This window comes from Saccharomonospora sp. NB11, assembly GCF_015910535.1.
GTDB lineage: Bacteria > Actinomycetota > Actinomycetes > Mycobacteriales > Pseudonocardiaceae > Saccharomonospora.
On record NZ_JACBJG010000007.1, the window covers coordinates 64,353 to 82,186 of the forward strand.

Consider the following 17,834-nt stretch of genomic DNA (forward strand, 5'->3'; position numbering starts at 1 on the left):
CACTGCTCGGTAGCTGAGGGGCGGTGGAGGTGTGTCTCGGGTACGCCTCCACCGCCACCTCCTCGTGGTCGGCGGAAACGAATCCGAGGAAAGGCGCGGTCGATGAAGACGTTGCTCTACGCGTACGGATCGCGTGGTGACGTGCAGCCTTATCTCGCGTTGGCGTACGCGATGACGGAGGCGGGGCACGAGGTCATGCTCGCCGGGCCCGAGAGTTTTCGACCGCTGGCCGCGCGTTACGGGATTCCGTATTTTCCGCGTGACGAAGAACTGCTGAATTTCTATTACAACGACCCGGACGTCGCGGATTGGCTCCGTAATCAGGGGCACGATTACCGCGCGACCGCGAAGATTCGGAACCGCGCGCTCGCCAAACTGGGTGAGTTCATGGCGCCGCGGTTTCCGGCGATGTTGCGGGAATTGTCGGACGCGGCCGAGCAGTTCGGCCCCGACCTGATCGTCCAGTCGTACGAGATGTGGCCGTGGGAACAGGCTCACCACGTCGCCGAGCAGCGGCGGGTGCCGTACGCGGTCGCCACGTTGTTCCCCAACATGGTGCCGAACTTCTCGTACGCGGCGAAGTTCGTGCCGCCGCAGTGGCGCATGCCCGGGCTGCTCAAGAGGGCGACCTACGAACTCCCGAAGCTCGTCCGTCCCATCGGTCATCGGGACATCATGGAATGGCGGCGTCAGACGCTGGGCTTGCCGGATCGCAAGGGCGTCGATCCGTTGCGCACCGTCGACGGGCGGCCCGCTCCCGTGGTGCACGGATTCAGCTCCAGCCTCGTGCCGTCGGCGAAGGGGCTTCCGGCGAACGCCGTCACCACCGGGTTCTGGTACCTGCCCACGCCGACGTCGTTCGAGCCCGCGCGGGATCTCGTGGACTTCCTCGACACGGGGTCCACGCCGGTGTGCGTCACCCTCGGCACGGTGCGGGGCACCGACCCGTACCGAGCGGGCGAGTTGGTCGTGGAGGCGCTGCGCCGCGCGGGCAGGCGAGCCGTGGTCATCAAGTCGAGGGGCAGCATCGAGATCCCGGACCCGCCGGAGGACGTGTTCGTCACCGACGACGTTCCCTATCCGTGGCTGCTGCCTCGGGTCGCCGCCGTCGTGCACGCGGCCGGTGTCGGCACCGTCAACGAGGCGCTGCGTGCGGGTGTGCCCCAGGTGGCGTGCCCGGTCCACAATGAACAGGCGTCCTGGGCGATGCGTGCCCACGCGATCGGTGTGGCTCCCAAACCGATCCGCAACCGCGACCTGACGCCGGACAACCTCGCGGCGGCGATCCGGCTCGCGACGACCGACCCGGGTATGGCCGCCAGGGCCGCCGAGCACGGTGAGGCCGTGCGGAAGGAGACCGGGGCGGCGACCGCTGCGGCCGTTCTGGCGCGTGTCCACGACCAGGCGACGACCGCGCCCCTGCGCCACTGATCACCGCGTGACGTCCTCGGTGCACCCGGCTCACGGGTTCGGGCAGACTGGAGGCTCGATCGGCCGCCGGACGCTGGGGGAGCGATGCCCGCGATCTTCGACACCCACACCGACCTGACCGTGGCCGGGGGCCCGGTGCGGCTGTATCGGGACGGGGCCGGGCCACCGCTGTTGCTCCTGCACGGAGCGATGCTCGACACCGCGGCCGGGGTGTGGCGCGACGTCGCCCCGGCGCTGGCGACGGAGTACGACGTGCACCTGGTCGATCTGCCTCGGCACGGCGGATCGCGACCCTGGTCGGGGACGCTCGACGACGCGTTCTTCCGTCGCTTCCTCGATCAGTTGCTCGACGTCCTCGACCTGCCTCGGGTCGCGTTGGTCGGGCTGTCGATGGGTGCCGGGATCGCCACCGGGTACGCCCTCGACCACCCGGAGCGGGTCAGCGCGCTCGTCGCCGTCGGTCCCGGTGGACTGGGGGCGAAGCGGACGGCGCAGTTCCTCACATGGCTTACCCTGCGCACTCCGGGAGCAATGCGGCTGACCACCTGGGCGTTGGCGCGCTTTCCTCGGGCCGTCCGGGCGTCGATGGTGCGCAACCTGGTGGCGGGTGCGGACACGCCGGGTTTCGACGCGATCGTCGGCGCCGTCGTCGAGGAGGCTTACGCCAAGCACGCGCACGGCGAACGGGCTCTCGACGACTGGCAGATCGAGTCGTACGGGCCGTTCGCGATGCGCCTGGATCTGTTGCCGGAGCTGCCGAGGCTGGCCGTCCCGACGTTGTGGGTGCGTGGTGACCGAGACCCGTTGGTCGGCCACGCCGAGATGGCCGCCGCCGCCGAAGCGGCTCCGAACTCCCGCCTCGTCACGATGGCCGACGCCGGGCACATCGTGACCTACGACCGGCCGACCGAATTCACGGCGTTGACCCGCGACTTCCTTCGAGCCACGCTCGGCGACGCCCGCCCCGACGGCCTTTGAGCAGCGCCATCCGGTGCGCAAATCCGTTGTCGAACGCGCCGTGCGGTGGGAAGGATCGGGGGATGTACGCGTACCACTACCCGGCTCCCGCCCTCCGTCCCCAGCGAGCACTGCCGACGCTGCGCACCGATCGGTTGACCCTGCGTCCCGTGCGCGTCGCGGATCTCGACGCGATCCACGGCTACCTCTCCCGCGAGGACGTGTGCCGGTACCTGCTGCACGAGCCGCTGTCGCGGGACGAGGTGAAAGCCAAGCTCGTCGCCTGCGAACAGCGGACGACGCTGGAACAGCAGGGCGACTTCCTCCGGCTGGCGGTGGTGCCCGACGAGGTCGGTGCCGTGGTGGGGGACGTCGTTCTCGACACCCGGTCGGTCGAGAACGCCACGGTCGAGCTCGGGTGGGTGTTCTCCCCGGACGTGGCGGGCCGAGGCTATGCCACGGAGGCGGCCGTGGCGCTGCGTGACTACGCCTTCGAGACGCTCGACGCCCACCGCATCGTGGCGCACCTGCACCCGGACAACACGGCGTCGTCGCGCCTGTGCGAGCGGCTGGGCATGCGCCACGAGGCGCTGCATCACGCCGACATGTGGCTCAAGGGGCATTGGGAGGACAGCAGCGTCTACGCGATCCTGCGTCACGAGTGGGCGGCGTCGTCGGCCGCCGAGTGACCTCGACGGTCAGGGCGCAGTCGGTGGTGTCCCCGCGATACGAGTGACGAGGAAGTCGAGCCGTTCCTCCTGGGCATCCGGTGGGATCCGCCCGCTGTCGGCCAGGACGACCATGCCGTGCAACGCGCTCCAGGTGACTTCGGCGAACAGCTCGCGTCGCTGCTCGTCCGAGGGGAAGCAGTCGACGAACTCGGCGAACGCGGCACGCAGCGGGGGTGGCGTCTCGGCGTGGGCGAACTTCACGTCGGTCGGCAGGACGAACATGGCCTGGTAGAGGGCGGGGTGCTCGGCCGCGAACGCCAGGTAGGCGCGGCAGACGGCGCGCAGCGACTGCGGTGACTCGGGGGAGGCCAGCCGGGAACGGCGTAGGTAGGCCGCGAGTTCGTCGAAGCCCTCGACGGCCACGGCGCGCATGATGGCGTCCTTGCCGTCGAAGTGGCTGTAGAGCACGGGCTGGCTGTACTCGACGCGTTCGGCCAGCCGTCGCGTCGTCACCGCCTCCCAGCCTTCGGTCTCGGCCAGTTCGCGAGCGGCCGTGATGATCAGTTGATGGCGTCGGGCACGTTCCCGTTCGCGGCGTTCGGTGCGGGCGGACATGGCGTGATTCTAGCAGTGCTAGACATTCTGTCAGTGCTAGCACTACAGTGGCGCCATTCGCGCTGCGGACGTCACCGCGCGCACCGTCGAGAGGGGAAACAACCCATGCTCGTCACTGTCGCCACCGCGTTCGCCGGACTGATCGGCGTCGCGATCGTCGCCCTCGGAGTGATCGCCTTCAGGGCTCCTCAGGCCGCGGCGGGGTTCGGCATCCCCGACACTCCCACCGAGGACCGGACCTTCCAGGCCTGGCTGTCGGTCAAGGCCGTCCGTGACATCGCCTCGGGACTCTTCGTCTTCGTCCTGTTGCTCGCCGGGACACCCCGCTTGGTGGGCTGGTTCCTGCCGGCAGCCGCTCTCATTCCCCTCGGCGACGCGCTGATCGTGCGGCGCAGCGACGGGCCGAGGACGGCCGTCTACGGCGTTCACGGCGCCACCGCCGTGGTGATGGTGGTGATCGGGGTGCTCCTGCTCGTCGCGTGAGGCGCGTTTCGCAGCGTGCCGATGCGGGTACCGACGGTGGAGTGAACGTCAGAGTCGTCAGAGTGTCGACCGAGCCGGACCGCCGTGGGCACGCGTGAGCGGCTCGCGGACCCGGTCCGACGGGTGGGGGTTCGCGTCGAAGGCGTGGTGCAGGGGGTCGGCTTCCGGCCGTTCGTGCACGGGCTGGCGCAGCGGTTCGGGCTCACCGGACACGTGGGCAACGACACCGAGGGAGTGGTGATCGAGGCCGAGGGGGCGCGCGAGGCGGTGTCCGCGTTCCTCAAGGCACTGCGTGTCGAAGCTCCCGTGCTGGCGACGGTCGACCGGGTCGACGTGGTCGACCTCGCGTGTCGGGGCGGCGACGGGTTCGTCATCGCCGACAGCGACATTCACGGTCCACGTCGGACACTCGTGACCGCGGACTCGGCCACGTGCGAGGCGTGTCTGGCCGAGTTGTTCGACCCCCGCGGCCGGCGGTACCGCTACCCGTTCGTCAACTGCACCGACTGCGGGCCGCGTTACACGATCGTGCGCGACGTCCCCTACGACCGACCGAACACCACGATGGCCGCCTTCGACCTGTGTGCGGCGTGCGCGCGGGAGTACGACGACCCGACCGACCGCCGCTTCCACGCCCAACCGGTGTGCTGTCCCGAGTGCGGTCCGCGGTTGCGGCTCGTCGACGCCTCGGGACTCCCACTGGAGGGCGACCCGGTGTCACGGGTCGCGGAGTTGCTGCGTGCGGGCGCGGTGGTGGCCGTCAAGGGGCTCGGTGGTTACCACCTCGCGGTCGACGCGACGAACCCGTCGGCGGCGGCGACTCTGCGGGCGCGGAAACGCCGTGAGGACAAGGCGTTCGCCGTCATGGTCCCCACTCTCGACGACGCCCGCCGACTGTGTCATGTGGACGATATCGAGGCGCGAGTGCTCGCGGATCGCCGACGACCCATCGTGTTGCTCGACCGCCGTGCCTCCGGCGGCGTCGCCCCGGCGGTCGCACCCGGCACGCGCAGGCTCGGCCTCATGCTGCCGTACACGCCGCTGCATCACCTGCTGGTGCGGGAGGTCGGGACGCCACTCGTGCTCACCAGCGGCAACGTCTCCGACGAGCCCATCGCGTACACCGACGAGGACGCGGTGGCCCGCCTGGGCGGCATCGCCGACGCGTTCTGCGTGCACGACCGGCCGATCCACGTGCGCACCGACGACTCCGTGGTGAGCACGTGGCGCGGCACCGTCGTGATGGTCCGGCGTTCGCGCGGGTACGCGCCCGAGCCCGTCACCTGCGCGGCCGCGTTCCCGAGGCCCGTGCTCGCCTGCGGGGCCGAGCTGAAGAACACCGTGTGTCTGGCCTCGGGACGCAGGGCGGTGCTGTCGCACCACATCGGCGACCTGAAGAACGTCGAGACGCTGCGTGCGTTCACCGAGGCCATCGAGCATCTCGCGCGACTCTTCGACATCCGGCCCGCCGTGGTGGCCCACGATCTGCATCCCGACTACGCCTCCACGCGGTACGCGGTGGAGGAAAGCGGTCTCGACCCGGTCGGGGTGCAGCACCACCACGCCCACGTGGCGGCATGCCTGGCCGACAACGGCCGCGACGACAGCGACGAGCGCGTGATCGGCGTCGCCTTCGACGGCACCGGGTACGGCACCGACGGAACGGTGTGGGGTGGGGAGTTCCTGCTCGCCACGTGTGCCGAGTTCGAGCGGGTCGGACACCTCGCGGCGGTGCCGATGCCGGGTGGGGACGTGGCAGTGCGGCAGCCGTGGCGGATGGCGGCCTCGTACCTGCACGGCGTCGACGGAGCCGAGGCACTGCCCGTCGCGCGGCGGCAGGGCGCCCGCTGGGAGCAGGTGCGCCGGTTGCTCGACTCGCGACTGCCCGTGCCCCGCACGTCGAGTGCGGGGAGGCTCTTCGACGCCGTCGCGGCCGTGCTCGGCGTGCGCGACACCGTCACCTACGAGGGGCAGGCGGCGATCGGGCTGGAGCAACGAGCCGACCCGACATGTGCCGACGGCTACGAGGTGGGGATCGCCGACCGCGACGGCACGCTGATCGTCGACGGTCCCGGCCTCGTCCGGGCGGTGGTGGACGACCGGGGCCGGGGCAGTGAGCCCGCGGTGGTGGCGGCCCGGTTCCACAACGCTCTCGCCACCGCCGTGGGCCGGACCTGCCGGACGATCGCCGACCGCACCGGCGTGCGCACGGTGGCGTTGTCGGGTGGCGTGTTCGCCAATCGGCTGCTGCTCACGCGCACGGCCGACGTGCTGGAGCGCGACGGCTTCACCGTGCTGACCCATTCCCGGGTGCCGAGCAACGACGGTGGCATCAGTCTCGGGCAGGCCGTGGTGGTGGGTGCCCGCGACCGGGCGACACGCCGGTGAAACCGGTCGTCGGCATCGGGTGGGGTGCCTTCGTGTTCGGCGAGGAACTGCGTGGCGGCGGGTGGATCGCGGCGCAACTCGCAGGCTGCGCCGCGATCCACCCGCCGCCACGGTGTTGCTCGCCCGCTCACCGCCGCTTCAGGGCCCGGCGGGTGCTCACGAGGACGCCGACGGCACGGCCGACGACACCGACAGCGAGGACACGGTCGAGGACTCCGACGATGCCGAGGACTCGGGCACGCCCGTCGCCTCGGCCGGCTGCAACTGCCGACGCAACCAGGAGAACCACTGAGACATGCCCTCGCCCGACACCGCCGAGGTCACCAGCAGCTCGGCGGCAGGATTGATCCGCTTGAGGTGCCGGGCGAAGTGGTCGACCTCGAATGTCAGGTACGGGATGAGATCCGCCTTGGTGAGCACCACGAGGTCGGCCGCCCGGAACATGTGCGGGTACTTGAGCGGCTTGTCCTCGCCCTCGGTGGTGGAGGCCAGGACCACCCGTCGGCGCTCGCCCAGGTCGAACAGCGCCGGACACACCAGGTTGCCGACGTTCTCCACCACCACGAGCGACCGGTGCGGCGGGTCGAGTTCGCGCAGCGCCCTGGCCACCATGTCGGCGTCGAGGTGACATCCCGACCCCGTGTTGATCTGCACGACGCGGCAGCCCACCGCGCGCAGCCGGTCGGCGTCGAGCGAGCCCGCCTGATCACCCTCGACGGCACCGACGAAGGCGTCGACGGTCAACTCCCGCACCGTGCTCTCCAGCAGGGTCGTCTTGCCCGAGCCCGGCGCGCTCATCAGGTTGATCGCGAAGCACTCCCGGGAGGCGAGCCACGCCCGGTTCTTCTCGGCGAGTGCGTCGTTCTTCGCCAGCACGTCGCGTTCGACGGCCACCGTGTCGCGGTGCCCGGTGTCGATCTCGATGTCGTCACACCCGCAGGTCCCGCACATCGCGTTCCACCTCCACGTCCCGTATCCGCAGTTGTTGTCCCGATCTCACGTGTACGTCCATCGACCCGCACGAACAGGTGTCGAGGAACGACGACAGCTCCGACTCCGCCTCGCAGCGCGGACACCAGCCCCTGCCCGGCACGGTCTCGATCACCAGCTCGGCGCCTTCCACCGGGGTGCCGCGGGTGACGGCGTCGAAGCAGAAGCGCAGTGCGTCGGCCTCCACACCGGACAGTGCGCCGACCTCCAGCCGCACCGACAGCACGCGGGCGCCACCGGTGTGGTCGACGACCGCGTCCACGACGCTCTGCGTGATCGACAGCTCGTGCATGGTCAACAGATCCGGGGCAAGGGGTCGCCGACGAGCAGGTCGGCGATCCGGGTACCCCCGAACGCCGTGTTGAGCAGCACCGTGCCCGCGGGGTCGGGGCCGACCTTGCCGATCACGGCGGCCTGTGCGCCCTGGGGATGTCCGCGCAGCGCGGCGAGCGCCTCCTCGGCGTACGCGCCGTCGACCACCGCGACGAACCGGCCCTCGCACGCGACGTAGAGCGGGTCGATGCCCAGCAGCTCGCATGCACCCCGGACCTCGTCGCGCACCGGCACGGCGTCCTCGTCCACGACCACGGACACCTCGGCGGCGCGGGCGATCTCGTTCAGCACCGTCGCGACCCCGCCGCGCGTCGCGTCCCGCATGGCGCGCACCCCGGGCACGGCCAGCAGTCGAGCGCAGAGGTCGGCCAGCGGCGCGGTGTCGGACACGAGGTCCGACTCGATGTCGAGTTCACCGCGCGCGAGCATCACGGTGACGCCGTGATCGCCCACGGGGCCCGAGACCAGGACCGCGTCGCCGGGGCGAGCGGTGTGGATGCCCAGGGCCCGGTCGGTGGGCAGCAGGCCGATGCCCGTCGTGTTGACGTAGCAGCCGTCTCCGCTGCCGCGCCCGACGACCTTCGTGTCGCCGGTCACCAGCGTCACACCCACCGCGTCGGCGCACTCCCGCATCGAGGTCACGATGCGGCGCAAGTCGGTGATCGGGAAGCCTTCCTCCAGGATGAAGCCGCACGACAGATACGCGGGAGTGGCGCCCGCGACGGCCAGGTCGTTGACGGTGCCGTTCACGGCGAGGTCGCCGATGTTGCCGCCGGGGAAGAACAGCGGCGACACGACGTAGGAGTCGGTGGTCATGGCCAGCCGGGTGCCACCGAGCACGAGGTCGGCGGCGTCGCCGAGCGGTTCCAGCAGCGCGTTGCGGAACGCGTCGACGAACACCGCGTCGACCAGCGTCTGGGTCGCCTTGCCACCCGCGCCGTGTGCTGCCGTGACGCGCTCCTCCCGCACTCTCGGCTTGCGGCGGCGGGCCCGTTCGATGCGGTCGAGGACGTCCTCCTCGGTGCGCAGGGTGCTCATACGGTGGTCGCCTCCTTGACGCGCCGACGGGTGAGGCGGCCGAAGTTGTAGTAGGCGGCGCACGCACCCTCCGGCGAGACCATGCAGGTGCCGATGGGGGTCTCCGGGGTGCACGCGGTGCCGAAGACCTTGCACTCCCACGGCTTCAGCACGCCCTTGAGCACCTCGCCGCACTGACACGACTTCGGGTCGGCGACCCGCACCCCGGGCAGGTCGAAGCGCTTCTCCGCGTCGAAGTTCGCGTACTCGTCGCGCAACTGCAACGCCGAGTGGGAGATGAAGCCCAACCCGCGCCACTCGAAGTAGGGGCGCAGGCGCATGGTGCGGGCGATCGCGTCGAGCGCCACCGGGTTGCCCTGCCACGGCACCACGCGGGCGTACTGGTTCTCCACCTCGCAGCGGCCCTCGTGCAACTGCCGGAGCAGCCGGTGCACCGACTGGAGGATGTCCAGCGGCTCGAACCCGGCCACCACGAGCGGCTTGCCGTAGTCGCGGGGGATGAACTCGTACGGGCGGCAGCCGATGACCGTGGAGACGTGTCCGGGCCCGAGGAACCCGTCGAGGCGCAGGTCGGGGGAGTCCAGGATCGCCTTGATGCCCGGAATGATCGTGACGTGGTTGCAGAACACCGAGAAGTTCTCGATGCCTTCCCGCTCTGCGCGCAGCAGGGTCATGGCGGTGGACGGCGCGGTGGTCTCGAACCCGATCGCCATGAACACGACCTGCTTGTCGGGGTTCTGCTTGGCGATGCGCAGCGAGTCCAGCGGCGAGTACACCATGCGGATGTCGGTGCCCTCGGAGTTGGAGTCGAAGAACGTGCCGTTCGAGCCGGGCACCCGCATCATGTCCCCGAACGACGTCATGATGACGTCGGGCAGGCTCGCGATGTGGATGGCGTCGTCGACCCGGCCCATCGGGATCACGCACACCGGGCAGCCGGGCCCGTGCACCAGCGAGACTTCCTCCGGCAGGTAGTCGGCGATCCCGTGCTTGTAGATCGTGTGGGTGTGCCCGCCGCACACCTCCATGAACTTGTACTCGCGGCCCGGCTCGCACAGCTCGGCGATCCGGGCCGCCAGCACCCGGGCCGTGTCCGAGTCGCGGTACTCGTCGACAAAGCGCATCCTCGCCGCCTTCACTCGATCATCGATTGACTCAGTGCGTCCATCTCGTCGGTGTAGGCACTGCCGAGCTCCTCCAGGTAGCGCAGGACGGCCGCGGCTTCCTGTTCGTCGATCTTGGACAGTGCGAAACCGACGTGGATCAGGACCCAGTCGCCGGGGACGGGCGGGTCGTTCGACAGCAGACCGATATTGATCGCCCGGCGGACGCCACTGACGTGCACCCGCGCGAGGTCGGGTCGGTCGGGGAGGATCTCCACGACCTCACCGGGAATGCCGAGACACATCGACGCCACCCCTTTCCAGTGCGTCGTGGACGAGTTCCCGCACGCGCCGCGCCGCTTCGTCCACGGCGGCGGCCACGGGGTCGCTCAGGCCCATGCCCTCGTCGAGGGTCAGCGGTTCGCAGCCCACCACGTAGACGCGGCCGGGTGTCCCGCCGAGGCGCCGCAGCAGGGCCAGCACCGCCGCCGGGTGCATGCCGTGGGCGTCGAGCACCGGCCCCTCGGTGTGGGGGGTGCCGGTCGCGGGGTCCGCGTCGAGGACGTAGACCGTGCCGGGCGCCTCGCCGCGCTGCATCGCGTCGACGAAGATCGTGGTCTCGTACCCGCCGTCGAGCAGCTCGTAGGCCAGGTGGACGCCACGGATGCCGTAGTCGGCGACGACGGCTTCGGGCGGTAGGTCGCGGGTGGACAGTCGGGACACCACCTCGACGCCGAACCCGTCGTCGCCGTGGAACACGTTGCCGATGCCGGCGATGAGCACCCTGCTCGTCACGGCCGCACCTCCCCGGGATAGGGCTCGACCTCGGCGGTCGTGAAGTACCGGTACCGCCGCTGGGCGAGCTGCCACTCCTCGGCCGGATCACCGTCCACGGTGACGGCGAGGAAACACGTGCCGTCGACGTCCTCCAGCACACTGCGCACGGTGGCCACCCGGCCGTCGACGAACATGTCCTGGGCGTCGGTGATCCGCTGCGCGCTGGCGTGCGGGCGCAGCACCACCTTGCTGCCCGGGCCGATCTCGGTGTCGCCGACGCGCACCACGCGGACCCGGCCGTGCATCGACTCCCTCGGCTGGTGGGGGAGGTTCTCGACACGGTCGACGATCCGGCGGGCACGCTCGTCGGTGGCGCGCGCCTCGCGTTTCTCGGCGTCGGTGAGGGTGAGCGTGCGCAGGGTCAGCATCTCGTCGATCTCGCACGCGTCGAAGAAGTCGCCCTGACTCGCCGGGTCGACCTTCGGGTGGTCGTAGAGGATGATCGGCGAGGACAACATCACGTCGTCGCTGCCGACCGGACCCATCAGCACCGGCCAGGTGTGTTCGTTGACGCAGCCCTTCGCGTGCTCCTTCGCCCACTCCGGGGGGTCGAGCAGCGACAGGAACCGACCGCCCCGCACGGTGAGCATCGTGTGGGCCGCGATGAGCGAGTGTCGGAGTGCCTCGTCGCGGGTGTGGTGGGTGCAGTCGACGGTCACGGTGTTGGCCACCGTGATGTGCAGGCGCACGAGCCCGGGCAGTTGTTCGGCTCGGCACCGCAGCTCGGCGGTCAGGGGTTGCTTGCGCCGCACCACCCGTCCGCCGGCCACCCCGGTGATCGACTCGCCGCCCCGGACGACCACGGGCAGGTACTGTTCGGACTCCAGCAGGCGGGCGATCGGCAGCGTGACCTCGTGTTCGCGCTCAACCGCCTCGTCCCACGGCAGGATCTCGTCCTCACCGACGATCAGTGCGTCGACCTCCCGATACCCGCCGGGGGAGTCCTCTCGTTCGATCTCCACCGTGCGCCGCTGGGCCTGCAGGAACCGCAGCCGCAGGTGCAGTTCGGCGTCCGGTTCCACCTCGGCGAGGCACTCCGTGCGGCACGTCGAGTGCTCGCCCGTGCCCGTCGCCGCGTAGGACGGCGGCACGAGGACCCCGAACTGCCAGCGGGCGTGGTTCTTCTGCGCGCTCGCCCGGTACGGGTAGAGGACGTAGCCCTCGTAGAGCACCGCGTCCGCGACGGCCTTGACTCCCTCCAGCGCTGCTCCGTCGGTCATCGCGCACCGTCCGCCGCGAGTTCCGCCAGCAGGTGGTAGATCGTCGTCTGTGCCTCCTGCACGCGGTGCACCGACGCGGAAGGGACCTCGAAGAGGAAGTCGATCGAGTCCAGCTCCGCCATGCGGCCCCCACCCTGGCCCGTGATGCCGACCGTGAGCATGCCGATCCGGCTCGCCTCGTCGAACGCGGCGAGCAGGTTCGCCGAGTTGCCGCTCGTGGACAGGCCCACCGCCACGTCGTCGGGGCGGCCGAACGCGGCGAGCTGTCGCGAGAAGACCAGGTCGAATCCCACGTCGTTGCTCAGGGCGGTGACGACGGCCGCCTCGGCGGTGAGCGCGAAGGCGGGCAACGGCGGCGTGCCGGGCGGCGGATCGAGGAACTGGGTGGTGAGGTCGGCCGCGTCGGTGGAGCTTCCGCCGTTGCCGAAGGCGAACAGCCGGCCGCCACGGGCGAACCGCGCGGCCATGGCGGCACCGCAGGTCGCGAGCCGATCGCCCTGCTCGCGGTGCACCCGCTGCCGCAGCTCCATGATCTCCCGCGCCTTGTCCTCGGTCGAGCGACGGACCTCGGCGAGCACCGCGTCGACCGACGTCGTCGCGGGGTCGTCGTAGAGGAACGGGTACAGCGAACTCATCGCATCGGTCATCGGGGCACCCCGATCGCTTCCTTGGCGTGCACCAGCAGTTCGGCTCCCGGGCGCAGGCACGCGGGGTCCACGAGCGCGACGCTGACCTCCTCGTGGCCCGACCCCGTGTCCACGAGGGCGAGATCGTCGCCGAGCAGCCGCAGGACGCGGACCGTCACGGCGCTGTCGGAGCAGGTCAGGCACACCTCGTCGGTGCAGTGGTCGTCGCGGGTCATGACGCGGCCTTCTCGGTCAGCGCGCCCGGGTGTTCGAGGAACACGTGCACGAGTTCCCACAGGACGTGGTAGATCGTCACGTGCACCTCCTTGACGACCCTGGGGTCGTCGGAGTCGGCGCGGAGCACGTGGTCGACCGCCGCGCTGCGCGCCACCGCGCCACCGTCACCGCCCACGAGGGCGACGGTGAGCATGCCGAGGTCCCGCGCCCGCTCGAACCCACGGACCACGTTGGGGCAGTGGCCGTCCACGGACAGCCCGAGCGCGATGTCGTCGGGACCCGCGAGGTGGCGCAACTGGTGGGCGAACACCTCGTCGAAACCCGCCCTGGCGGCGATGCCCGTCATGGTCGCCACGTCGGCGGTCAGCGACAGCGCAGGCAGCGCGCGTTTGCCGACGATCACGGGATGAACGAACTCCACCGAGATGTGTTGCGCGTCGGTCGAGCCGCCTCCGTTTCCGAAGACGACGAGGGTGCCGCCGCGGTGGAACCGCGCGGCCATCGCGTGACAGGCCCGGGCCACCGGCTCGGCGTCGTCGAGCAACGTCTCCAGGGGGCGGCGACGGCGTGCGAACGCGGCGTCGACCCGGGCGGCGAGTGGATGACGGTCGGTCAATGGTCGTCCCGACTTTCGGTGTCGATCACTGTGGACGGTCCGGGTGTGTCCGCCGGACCGGGATGACCTGACGTTACGATTCGCGTACTGCTGGCACAACTCGATGTTCGGGCAGCAAAGTCGTTGCCACACAAGGCAAAACTCGGGTTTCTACCCCGCCGGTTCGCGGCCCAAACATGTCCACTCCGGACGTGAGCTCGGCCGTGCGATCTCGAACGCTCGCGCGCACTGTGGACCCATGACCACTCAGGCCAGCACCACCGGCGTCGACGAGGTGCACATCCTGTGGACGTCCGAAGGTATGAGCTGTGACGGCGACACCGTGTCCGTGACCGCCGCGTCGTTGCCGAGCATCGAGGACGTGGTCCTGCAGGCCGTGCCCGGCATCCCCAAGGTGCACCTGCACAATAAGGTGCTCGCCTACGAGACCGGCGACGACTTCCTCCGACCGTTCTTCCAGGCCGCCAACGGAGAGCTCGACGCGCCGTTCATCCTCGTGGTGGAAGGGTCCATCCCCAACGAGAACATCCACGCCGAGGACGGCTTCTGGACCGCGATGGGCAACGACCCCGAGACCGGGCAGCCCAAGACGCTCAACCGGTGGCTCGACGAACTGGCCCCGAAAGCGTGGGCCGTCGTCGCAATTGGGACCTGCGCCACCTACGGCGGTATTCACGCGATGGCGGGAAACCCGACCGGCTGCATGGGACTTGTCGACTACCTCGGTGAGGACTTCCGGTCGGCGGGCGGCCTCCCCGTGATCAACGTCCCCGGCTGTCCGGTGCAGCCGGACAACTTCATGGAGACCCTGCTCTGGGTGCTCCACCAGGCGGCGGGCCTCGCCCCGACCATCCCGCTGGACGATCAGCTCCGCCCGCAGTGGCTGTTCGGCAAGACGGTGCACGAGGGGTGCGACCGGGCGGCCTACTACGAGCAGGCCGACTTCGCCCACGACTACAACTCGCCGAAGTGCCAGGTCAAGATCGGTTGCTGGGGACCGGTGGTCAACTGCAACGTCACCAAACGCGGCTGGATGGACGGCGTCGGCGGCTGCCCCAACGTCGGCGGTGTGTGCATCGGCTGCACCATGCCCGGGTTCCCCGACAAGTTCATGCCGTTCATGGACGAACCGCCCGGGGGCTCGCTGTCCTCCGCGATGCTGCGCGTGTACGGGCCGCTCGTGCGCACGCTGCGCAGCATCACCAACGCGACCGTCAACACCGAGCCGAAGTGGCGGCATCCCGGCGACAAGCTCACCACCGGCTACCAGCCCCGTTACCCCCGAGCCTGACCGAGCAGGAGCGACTCACTCATGTCCCAGACCCAGCGCGAGGTGCACGCCACGACCCAGCGGGAGCTGGTCGAGGTCAACTTCGACCCGATCACGCGGATCATCGGCAACCTCGGCATCTACACGAAGGTGGACTTCACCAACAACGAGGTCGTCGAGTGTCGGAGCACCTCGTCGCTGTTCCGCGGCTACAGCGTGTTCATGAAGGGCAAGGACCCGCGCGACTCGCACTTCATCACGAGCCGCATCTGCGGCATCTGCGGCGACAACCACGCCGTGTGCTCGATCTACGCGCAGAACATGGCCTACGGCGTGAAGCCGCCGCCGCTGGCGGACCTCATCATCAACCTCGGCGAGGCCGCCGAGTTCATGTTCGACCACACGATCTTCCAGGACAACATGGTCTTCGTCGACTTCTGCGAACGCATGGTCGCCGAGACCAACCCGGGACTGCTCCGGCGAGCGGAGACCACCGACGCACCCCGCGGCTCGGTGCACGGCTACCGCACCATCGCCGACATCATGCGCGCGTTCAACCCGTTCGAGGGCGAGGTCTACAAGCGCGCACTGGAGATCAGCCGGATCACCCGGGAGATGTGCTGCCTGATGGAGGGTCGGCACGTGCACCCGTCCACGCTGTACCCCGGCGGGGTGGGCACCGTGGCGACCCCGCAGGTGTTCACCGACTACCTCTCGCGGCTGCTGCGGTGCCTCGACTTCATCAAGCAGGCCGTGGCCATGAACGACGACGTCTTCGACTTCTTCTACGACGCTCTCCCCGGCTACGAGGAGGTGGGACGTCGGCGCATCATGCTCGGCTGCTGGGGCAGCTTCCAGAACCCGTACTCGGTGGACTACCGCTACGAGAACATGGCGAGCTGGGGCCGCGACATGTACGTCTCGCCCGGCATCGTGGTGGACGGCGAACTGCTCACCAACAACCTCGTCGACATCAACCTGGGCATGCGCATCCTGCTCGGCAGCTCCTACTACGACGACTGGGTGAACGAGCAGACGTTCGTGACCCGTGACCCGCTCGGCAACCCGGTCGACCAGCGGCACCCGTGGAACCAGACCACGCTGCCCGTGCCTCAGGCCCGTGACCTGGAGAACGGCAACTACAGCTGGGTGATGAGCCCGCGTTGGTTCGACCCGGGCAGCCGGGAACACCTCGCACTCGACACGGGTGGCGGCCCGCTCGCCCGCCTGTGGTCGACGGCGTTGAACGGCCTGGTCGACACCCCGTACGTGAAGGCGACCGGCGGGGCCGTGCGCATCGACCTGCCCGCCACGCCCCAGACCCCCGAAGTGCGCCTGGAGTGGCGGCCCCCGAAGTACGCCAACACGCTCGAACGCAACCGGGCGCGGATGTACTTCGTCGCCTACGCCGCGGGCATGGCACTGCACTTCGTCGAGCAGGCGCTCGACGAGGTCCGTTCCGGCAACACCAAGGTCTTCGAGAACTTCGACGTGCCCGACGAGGCGATCGGGGTGGGCTTCCACGAGGCTGTGCGCGGCGTGCTGTCGCATCACCTCGTCATCCGCGACGGCAAGATCGCGAACTACCACCCCTACCCGCCGACGCCGTGGAACGCGAGTCCCCGCGACGTCTACGGCACACCGGGGCCGTACGAGGACGCCGTGCAGGGCACCCCGATCTTCGAGGAGAACGGGCGGGAGAACTTCAAGGGCATCGACATCATGCGCACGGTGCGCAGCTTCGACCCGTGCCTGCCGTGCGGCGTGCACATGTACCTCGGTGAGGGGCAGGTGCTGAAGAAGGTCGCCTCGCCCACCTTCGGTGCCGCGCACCCGGGGCAGTGATCGACGATGACCGCGACGTGGGACGTCGAGCGGGTGCGCCACGCACTCACCGAACTCGACGCGGGCCTGGCCGAGTTGGAGACCCGGGAGGACACGGGCGCGCTGCACGTCGTGCGCGCACTCGTCGAGGTGTACGGGGAGGCACTGAACCGCGTCCTGGCGCTCGCGGCCGAGGCCGCACCGGCACTGCCCGACGCGCTGGCGGAGGACGAGCTCGTCGGACACCTGTTGCTGGTGCACGACCTGCACCCGCACGATCCCGAGACCCGCATCCGGCGGGCGCTGGCCGAGCTGGCGCCGCACCTCTCCGCCGAGCTCACCGACTACGCCGACGGCACGGTCACGGTGTCGATCACGGGCCCGCCCCGGGGACTGAGCGCGGGGGAGAGCGTCGAGATCGTCCAGGGCACGGTGTACGCCGCCGCTCCTGAGGTGGCGGACGTGGTGGTGCGGCAGCGCAGCGAGCCCGCGTTCGTCCCGCTCACGTCGGTGCGGACGCGATGACCGGGTCGCTCACCGAGATGGTGACCGAGAGGCCGACCGGGGCACCTCCGACCACACGGCTGCGGGCGCTCGCGAGGACGCCCGCACCGCGGCAGCCCACGCGGCCGGTTCATCGCTGCGAGCTGTGCGGCGAGGTGCTGCCGGAGAGCCACCGGCACCTCGTGGAGCTGCCCGCCCGGCAACTGGCCTGCGCTTGCCGCGCGTGCGCGTTGCTGTTCGACCGGGACACCGCGGGCGAGTCTCCGCGGCGCTACCGCACGGTGCCGGACCAGCGGCAGCGGATCGCCGAACCGCTCGACGACGTGGCGTGGTCGGCGCTCGGGGTCCCGGTGCGGCTGGTGTTCGTGGTGCGGCACGAGGACGCCGGGGTGGCCGCCTACCACCCGAGCCCGCTCGGTGTCGTGGGCACGCCGGTGGAACCCGAGGCGTGGGAGCTGCTCACCCGACGAGTGCCCGAGGCGCGGAGCCTGCGTCCCGAGGTGACGGCCCTGCTCGTGTACCGCGACCGGGGCGAACAGTGGCTCGTCGGCATCGACGAGTGCTATCGGCTCACCGCGCGGGTACGTCAGAGCTGGACCGGGATGACAGGAGGTGACGAGGTATGGCGCGAGATCGATCGCTTCTTCGCCGAGTTGCGGGGCGACGCCGCTCCGGCCTGAGACTCGGCAGA

Annotated in this window: 20 protein-coding genes; 9 read left to right on the forward strand and 11 right to left on the reverse strand. The window is 70.1% G+C overall.

Going from position 1 to position 17,834, the window contains the following annotated elements:
• Positions 1-102: 102 nt before the first annotated feature.
• The 3 genes from JAV51_RS12275 (at position 103) to JAV51_RS12285 (ending at position 3,077) form a co-directional block, all read left to right on the forward strand.
• Positions 103-1,431 (forward strand): glycosyltransferase, encoded by a 1,329-nt coding sequence (locus JAV51_RS12275; RefSeq protein WP_197320829.1) that lies wholly within the window; start codon positions 103-105, stop codon positions 1,429-1,431.
• 84 nt (positions 1,432-1,515) lie between these two features.
• The gene (locus JAV51_RS12280; protein ID WP_197320830.1) at positions 1,516-2,409 is read left to right on the forward strand and encodes an alpha/beta fold hydrolase; all 894 of its coding nucleotides are present in this window, start codon (positions 1,516-1,518) and stop codon (positions 2,407-2,409) included.
• A 62-nt stretch (positions 2,410-2,471) separates the two neighbouring features.
• Positions 2,472-3,077, forward strand: a complete 606-nt coding sequence (locus JAV51_RS12285; protein WP_197320831.1) for a GNAT family N-acetyltransferase — start codon at positions 2,472-2,474, stop codon at positions 3,075-3,077.
• A gap of 9 nt (positions 3,078-3,086) precedes the next feature.
• On the opposite strand, the gene JAV51_RS12290 is transcribed toward JAV51_RS12285, so the two are convergent.
• On the reverse strand, positions 3,087-3,674 hold the full coding sequence (locus tag JAV51_RS12290) for a TetR/AcrR family transcriptional regulator (protein ID WP_197320832.1): 588 nt from the start codon (positions 3,672-3,674) through the stop codon (positions 3,087-3,089).
• Positions 3,675-3,779: 105 nt separating this feature from the next.
• Here JAV51_RS12290 and JAV51_RS12295 point away from each other — a divergent pair, with 105 nt between their 5' ends.
• Positions 3,780-4,157, forward strand: coding sequence for a DUF4267 domain-containing protein (locus JAV51_RS12295; RefSeq protein WP_197320833.1), 378 nt, complete (start codon positions 3,780-3,782; stop codon positions 4,155-4,157).
• 84 nt (positions 4,158-4,241) lie between these two features.
• A complete protein-coding gene (gene hypF, locus JAV51_RS12300) occupies positions 4,242-6,545 on the forward strand; it encodes a carbamoyltransferase HypF (RefSeq protein ID WP_197320834.1) in 2,304 nt (767 codons plus the stop codon).
• A gap of 156 nt (positions 6,546-6,701) precedes the next feature.
• On the opposite strand, the gene hypB is transcribed toward hypF, so the two are convergent.
• From hypB to JAV51_RS12350, 10 genes are read right to left on the reverse strand one after another with little or no spacing between them, the layout of a single operon-like run.
• Positions 6,702-7,496 (reverse strand): hydrogenase nickel incorporation protein HypB, encoded by a 795-nt coding sequence (hypB, locus tag JAV51_RS12305; RefSeq protein ID WP_197320835.1) that lies wholly within the window; start codon positions 7,494-7,496, stop codon positions 6,702-6,704.
• Entirely contained in the window at positions 7,474-7,827 is a 354-nt protein-coding gene (locus JAV51_RS12310) for a hydrogenase maturation nickel metallochaperone HypA (protein ID WP_197320836.1), read from the reverse strand. Before JAV51_RS12310 ends, hypB begins: the two co-directional genes overlap by 23 nt.
• A gap of 2 nt (positions 7,828-7,829) precedes the next feature.
• Positions 7,830-8,906: a hydrogenase expression/formation protein HypE gene (gene hypE / locus JAV51_RS12315; RefSeq protein WP_197320837.1), complete on the reverse strand. Its 1,077-nt coding sequence runs from the start codon at positions 8,904-8,906 to the stop codon at positions 7,830-7,832.
• Positions 8,903-10,030 carry a hydrogenase formation protein HypD gene (gene hypD / locus JAV51_RS12320; protein ID WP_197320838.1) on the reverse strand — a complete coding sequence of 376 codons (1,128 nt, stop codon included), beginning with the start codon at positions 10,028-10,030 and terminating at the stop codon, positions 8,903-8,905. Before hypD ends, hypE begins: the two co-directional genes overlap by 4 nt.
• An 11-nt stretch (positions 10,031-10,041) precedes the next feature.
• Positions 10,042-10,314 (reverse strand): HypC/HybG/HupF family hydrogenase formation chaperone, encoded by a 273-nt coding sequence (locus JAV51_RS12325; protein ID WP_197320839.1) that lies wholly within the window; start codon positions 10,312-10,314, stop codon positions 10,042-10,044.
• Positions 10,292-10,804 (reverse strand): hydrogenase maturation protease, encoded by a 513-nt coding sequence (locus JAV51_RS12330; protein WP_197320840.1) that lies wholly within the window; start codon positions 10,802-10,804, stop codon positions 10,292-10,294. The genes JAV51_RS12325 and JAV51_RS12330 overlap by 23 nt, the downstream gene beginning before the upstream one ends.
• Positions 10,801-12,066, reverse strand: a complete 1,266-nt coding sequence (locus JAV51_RS12335; protein ID WP_197320841.1) for a hypothetical protein — start codon at positions 12,064-12,066, stop codon at positions 10,801-10,803. Before JAV51_RS12335 ends, JAV51_RS12330 begins: the two co-directional genes overlap by 4 nt.
• Entirely contained in the window at positions 12,063-12,713 is a 651-nt protein-coding gene (locus JAV51_RS12340; RefSeq protein WP_197320842.1) for an SIS domain-containing protein, read from the reverse strand. The genes JAV51_RS12335 and JAV51_RS12340 overlap by 4 nt, the downstream gene beginning before the upstream one ends.
• Positions 12,710-12,928 carry a hydrogenase assembly protein HupF gene (locus tag JAV51_RS12345; RefSeq protein ID WP_197320843.1) on the reverse strand — a complete coding sequence of 73 codons (219 nt, stop codon included), beginning with the start codon at positions 12,926-12,928 and terminating at the stop codon, positions 12,710-12,712. The genes JAV51_RS12340 and JAV51_RS12345 overlap by 4 nt, the downstream gene beginning before the upstream one ends.
• Complete coding sequence (locus JAV51_RS12350; RefSeq protein ID WP_197320844.1) at positions 12,925-13,545, reverse strand: SIS domain-containing protein; 621 nt, start codon at positions 13,543-13,545, stop codon at positions 12,925-12,927. Before JAV51_RS12350 ends, JAV51_RS12345 begins: the two co-directional genes overlap by 4 nt.
• 238 nt (positions 13,546-13,783) lie before the next feature.
• Here JAV51_RS12350 and JAV51_RS12355 point away from each other — a divergent pair, with 238 nt between their 5' ends.
• The 4 genes from JAV51_RS12355 to JAV51_RS12370 are packed head-to-tail and all read left to right on the forward strand — an operon-like array spanning position 13,784 to position 17,823.
• Positions 13,784-14,836 carry a hydrogenase expression protein HypE gene (locus JAV51_RS12355; RefSeq protein WP_197320845.1) on the forward strand — a complete coding sequence of 351 codons (1,053 nt, stop codon included), beginning with the start codon at positions 13,784-13,786 and terminating at the stop codon, positions 14,834-14,836.
• 21 nt (positions 14,837-14,857) lie between these two features.
• Positions 14,858-16,660: a nickel-dependent hydrogenase large subunit gene (locus JAV51_RS12360; RefSeq protein ID WP_197320846.1), complete on the forward strand. Its 1,803-nt coding sequence runs from the start codon at positions 14,858-14,860 to the stop codon at positions 16,658-16,660.
• A gap of 6 nt (positions 16,661-16,666) precedes the next feature.
• Positions 16,667-17,164 carry a hypothetical protein gene (locus tag JAV51_RS12365; RefSeq protein ID WP_197320847.1) on the forward strand — a complete coding sequence of 166 codons (498 nt, stop codon included), beginning with the start codon at positions 16,667-16,669 and terminating at the stop codon, positions 17,162-17,164.
• Positions 17,161-17,823 carry a DUF5947 family protein gene (locus JAV51_RS12370; protein ID WP_197320848.1) on the forward strand — a complete coding sequence of 221 codons (663 nt, stop codon included), beginning with the start codon at positions 17,161-17,163 and terminating at the stop codon, positions 17,821-17,823. Before JAV51_RS12365 ends, JAV51_RS12370 begins: the two co-directional genes overlap by 4 nt.
• Positions 17,824-17,834 lie beyond the last annotated feature (11 nt).

Bases quoted from the DNA above. Each gene is read 5' to 3' on its own strand.
- JAV51_RS12275 (WP_197320829.1), top strand. From the start codon at position 103: ATGAAGACGTTGCTCTACGCGTACGGATCGCGTGGTGACGTGCAGCCT.
- JAV51_RS12280 (WP_197320830.1), top strand. From the start codon at position 1,516: ATGCCCGCGATCTTCGACACCCACACCGACCTGACCGTGGCCGGGGGC.
- JAV51_RS12285 (WP_197320831.1), top strand. From the start codon at position 2,472: ATGTACGCGTACCACTACCCGGCTCCCGCCCTCCGTCCCCAGCGAGCA.
- JAV51_RS12290 (WP_197320832.1), bottom strand. From the start codon at position 3,674: ATGTCCGCCCGCACCGAACGCCGCGAACGGGAACGTGCCCGACGCCAT.
- JAV51_RS12295 (WP_197320833.1), top strand. From the start codon at position 3,780: ATGCTCGTCACTGTCGCCACCGCGTTCGCCGGACTGATCGGCGTCGCG.
- hypB (WP_197320835.1), bottom strand. From the start codon at position 7,496: ATGTGCGGGACCTGCGGGTGTGACGACATCGAGATCGACACCGGGCAC.
- JAV51_RS12310 (WP_197320836.1), bottom strand. From the start codon at position 7,827: ATGCACGAGCTGTCGATCACGCAGAGCGTCGTGGACGCGGTCGTCGAC.
- hypE (WP_197320837.1), bottom strand. From the start codon at position 8,906: ATGAGCACCCTGCGCACCGAGGAGGACGTCCTCGACCGCATCGAACGG.
- hypD (WP_197320838.1), bottom strand. From the start codon at position 10,030: ATGCGCTTTGTCGACGAGTACCGCGACTCGGACACGGCCCGGGTGCTG.
- JAV51_RS12325 (WP_197320839.1), bottom strand. From the start codon at position 10,314: ATGTGTCTCGGCATTCCCGGTGAGGTCGTGGAGATCCTCCCCGACCGA.
- JAV51_RS12335 (WP_197320841.1), bottom strand. From the start codon at position 12,066: ATGACCGACGGAGCAGCGCTGGAGGGAGTCAAGGCCGTCGCGGACGCG.
- JAV51_RS12340 (WP_197320842.1), bottom strand. From the start codon at position 12,713: ATGACCGATGCGATGAGTTCGCTGTACCCGTTCCTCTACGACGACCCC.
- JAV51_RS12345 (WP_197320843.1), bottom strand. From the start codon at position 12,928: ATGACCCGCGACGACCACTGCACCGACGAGGTGTGCCTGACCTGCTCC.
- JAV51_RS12355 (WP_197320845.1), top strand. From the start codon at position 13,784: ATGACCACTCAGGCCAGCACCACCGGCGTCGACGAGGTGCACATCCTG.
- JAV51_RS12360 (WP_197320846.1), top strand. From the start codon at position 14,858: ATGTCCCAGACCCAGCGCGAGGTGCACGCCACGACCCAGCGGGAGCTG.
- JAV51_RS12365 (WP_197320847.1), top strand. From the start codon at position 16,667: ATGACCGCGACGTGGGACGTCGAGCGGGTGCGCCACGCACTCACCGAA.
- JAV51_RS12370 (WP_197320848.1), top strand. From the start codon at position 17,161: ATGACCGGGTCGCTCACCGAGATGGTGACCGAGAGGCCGACCGGGGCA.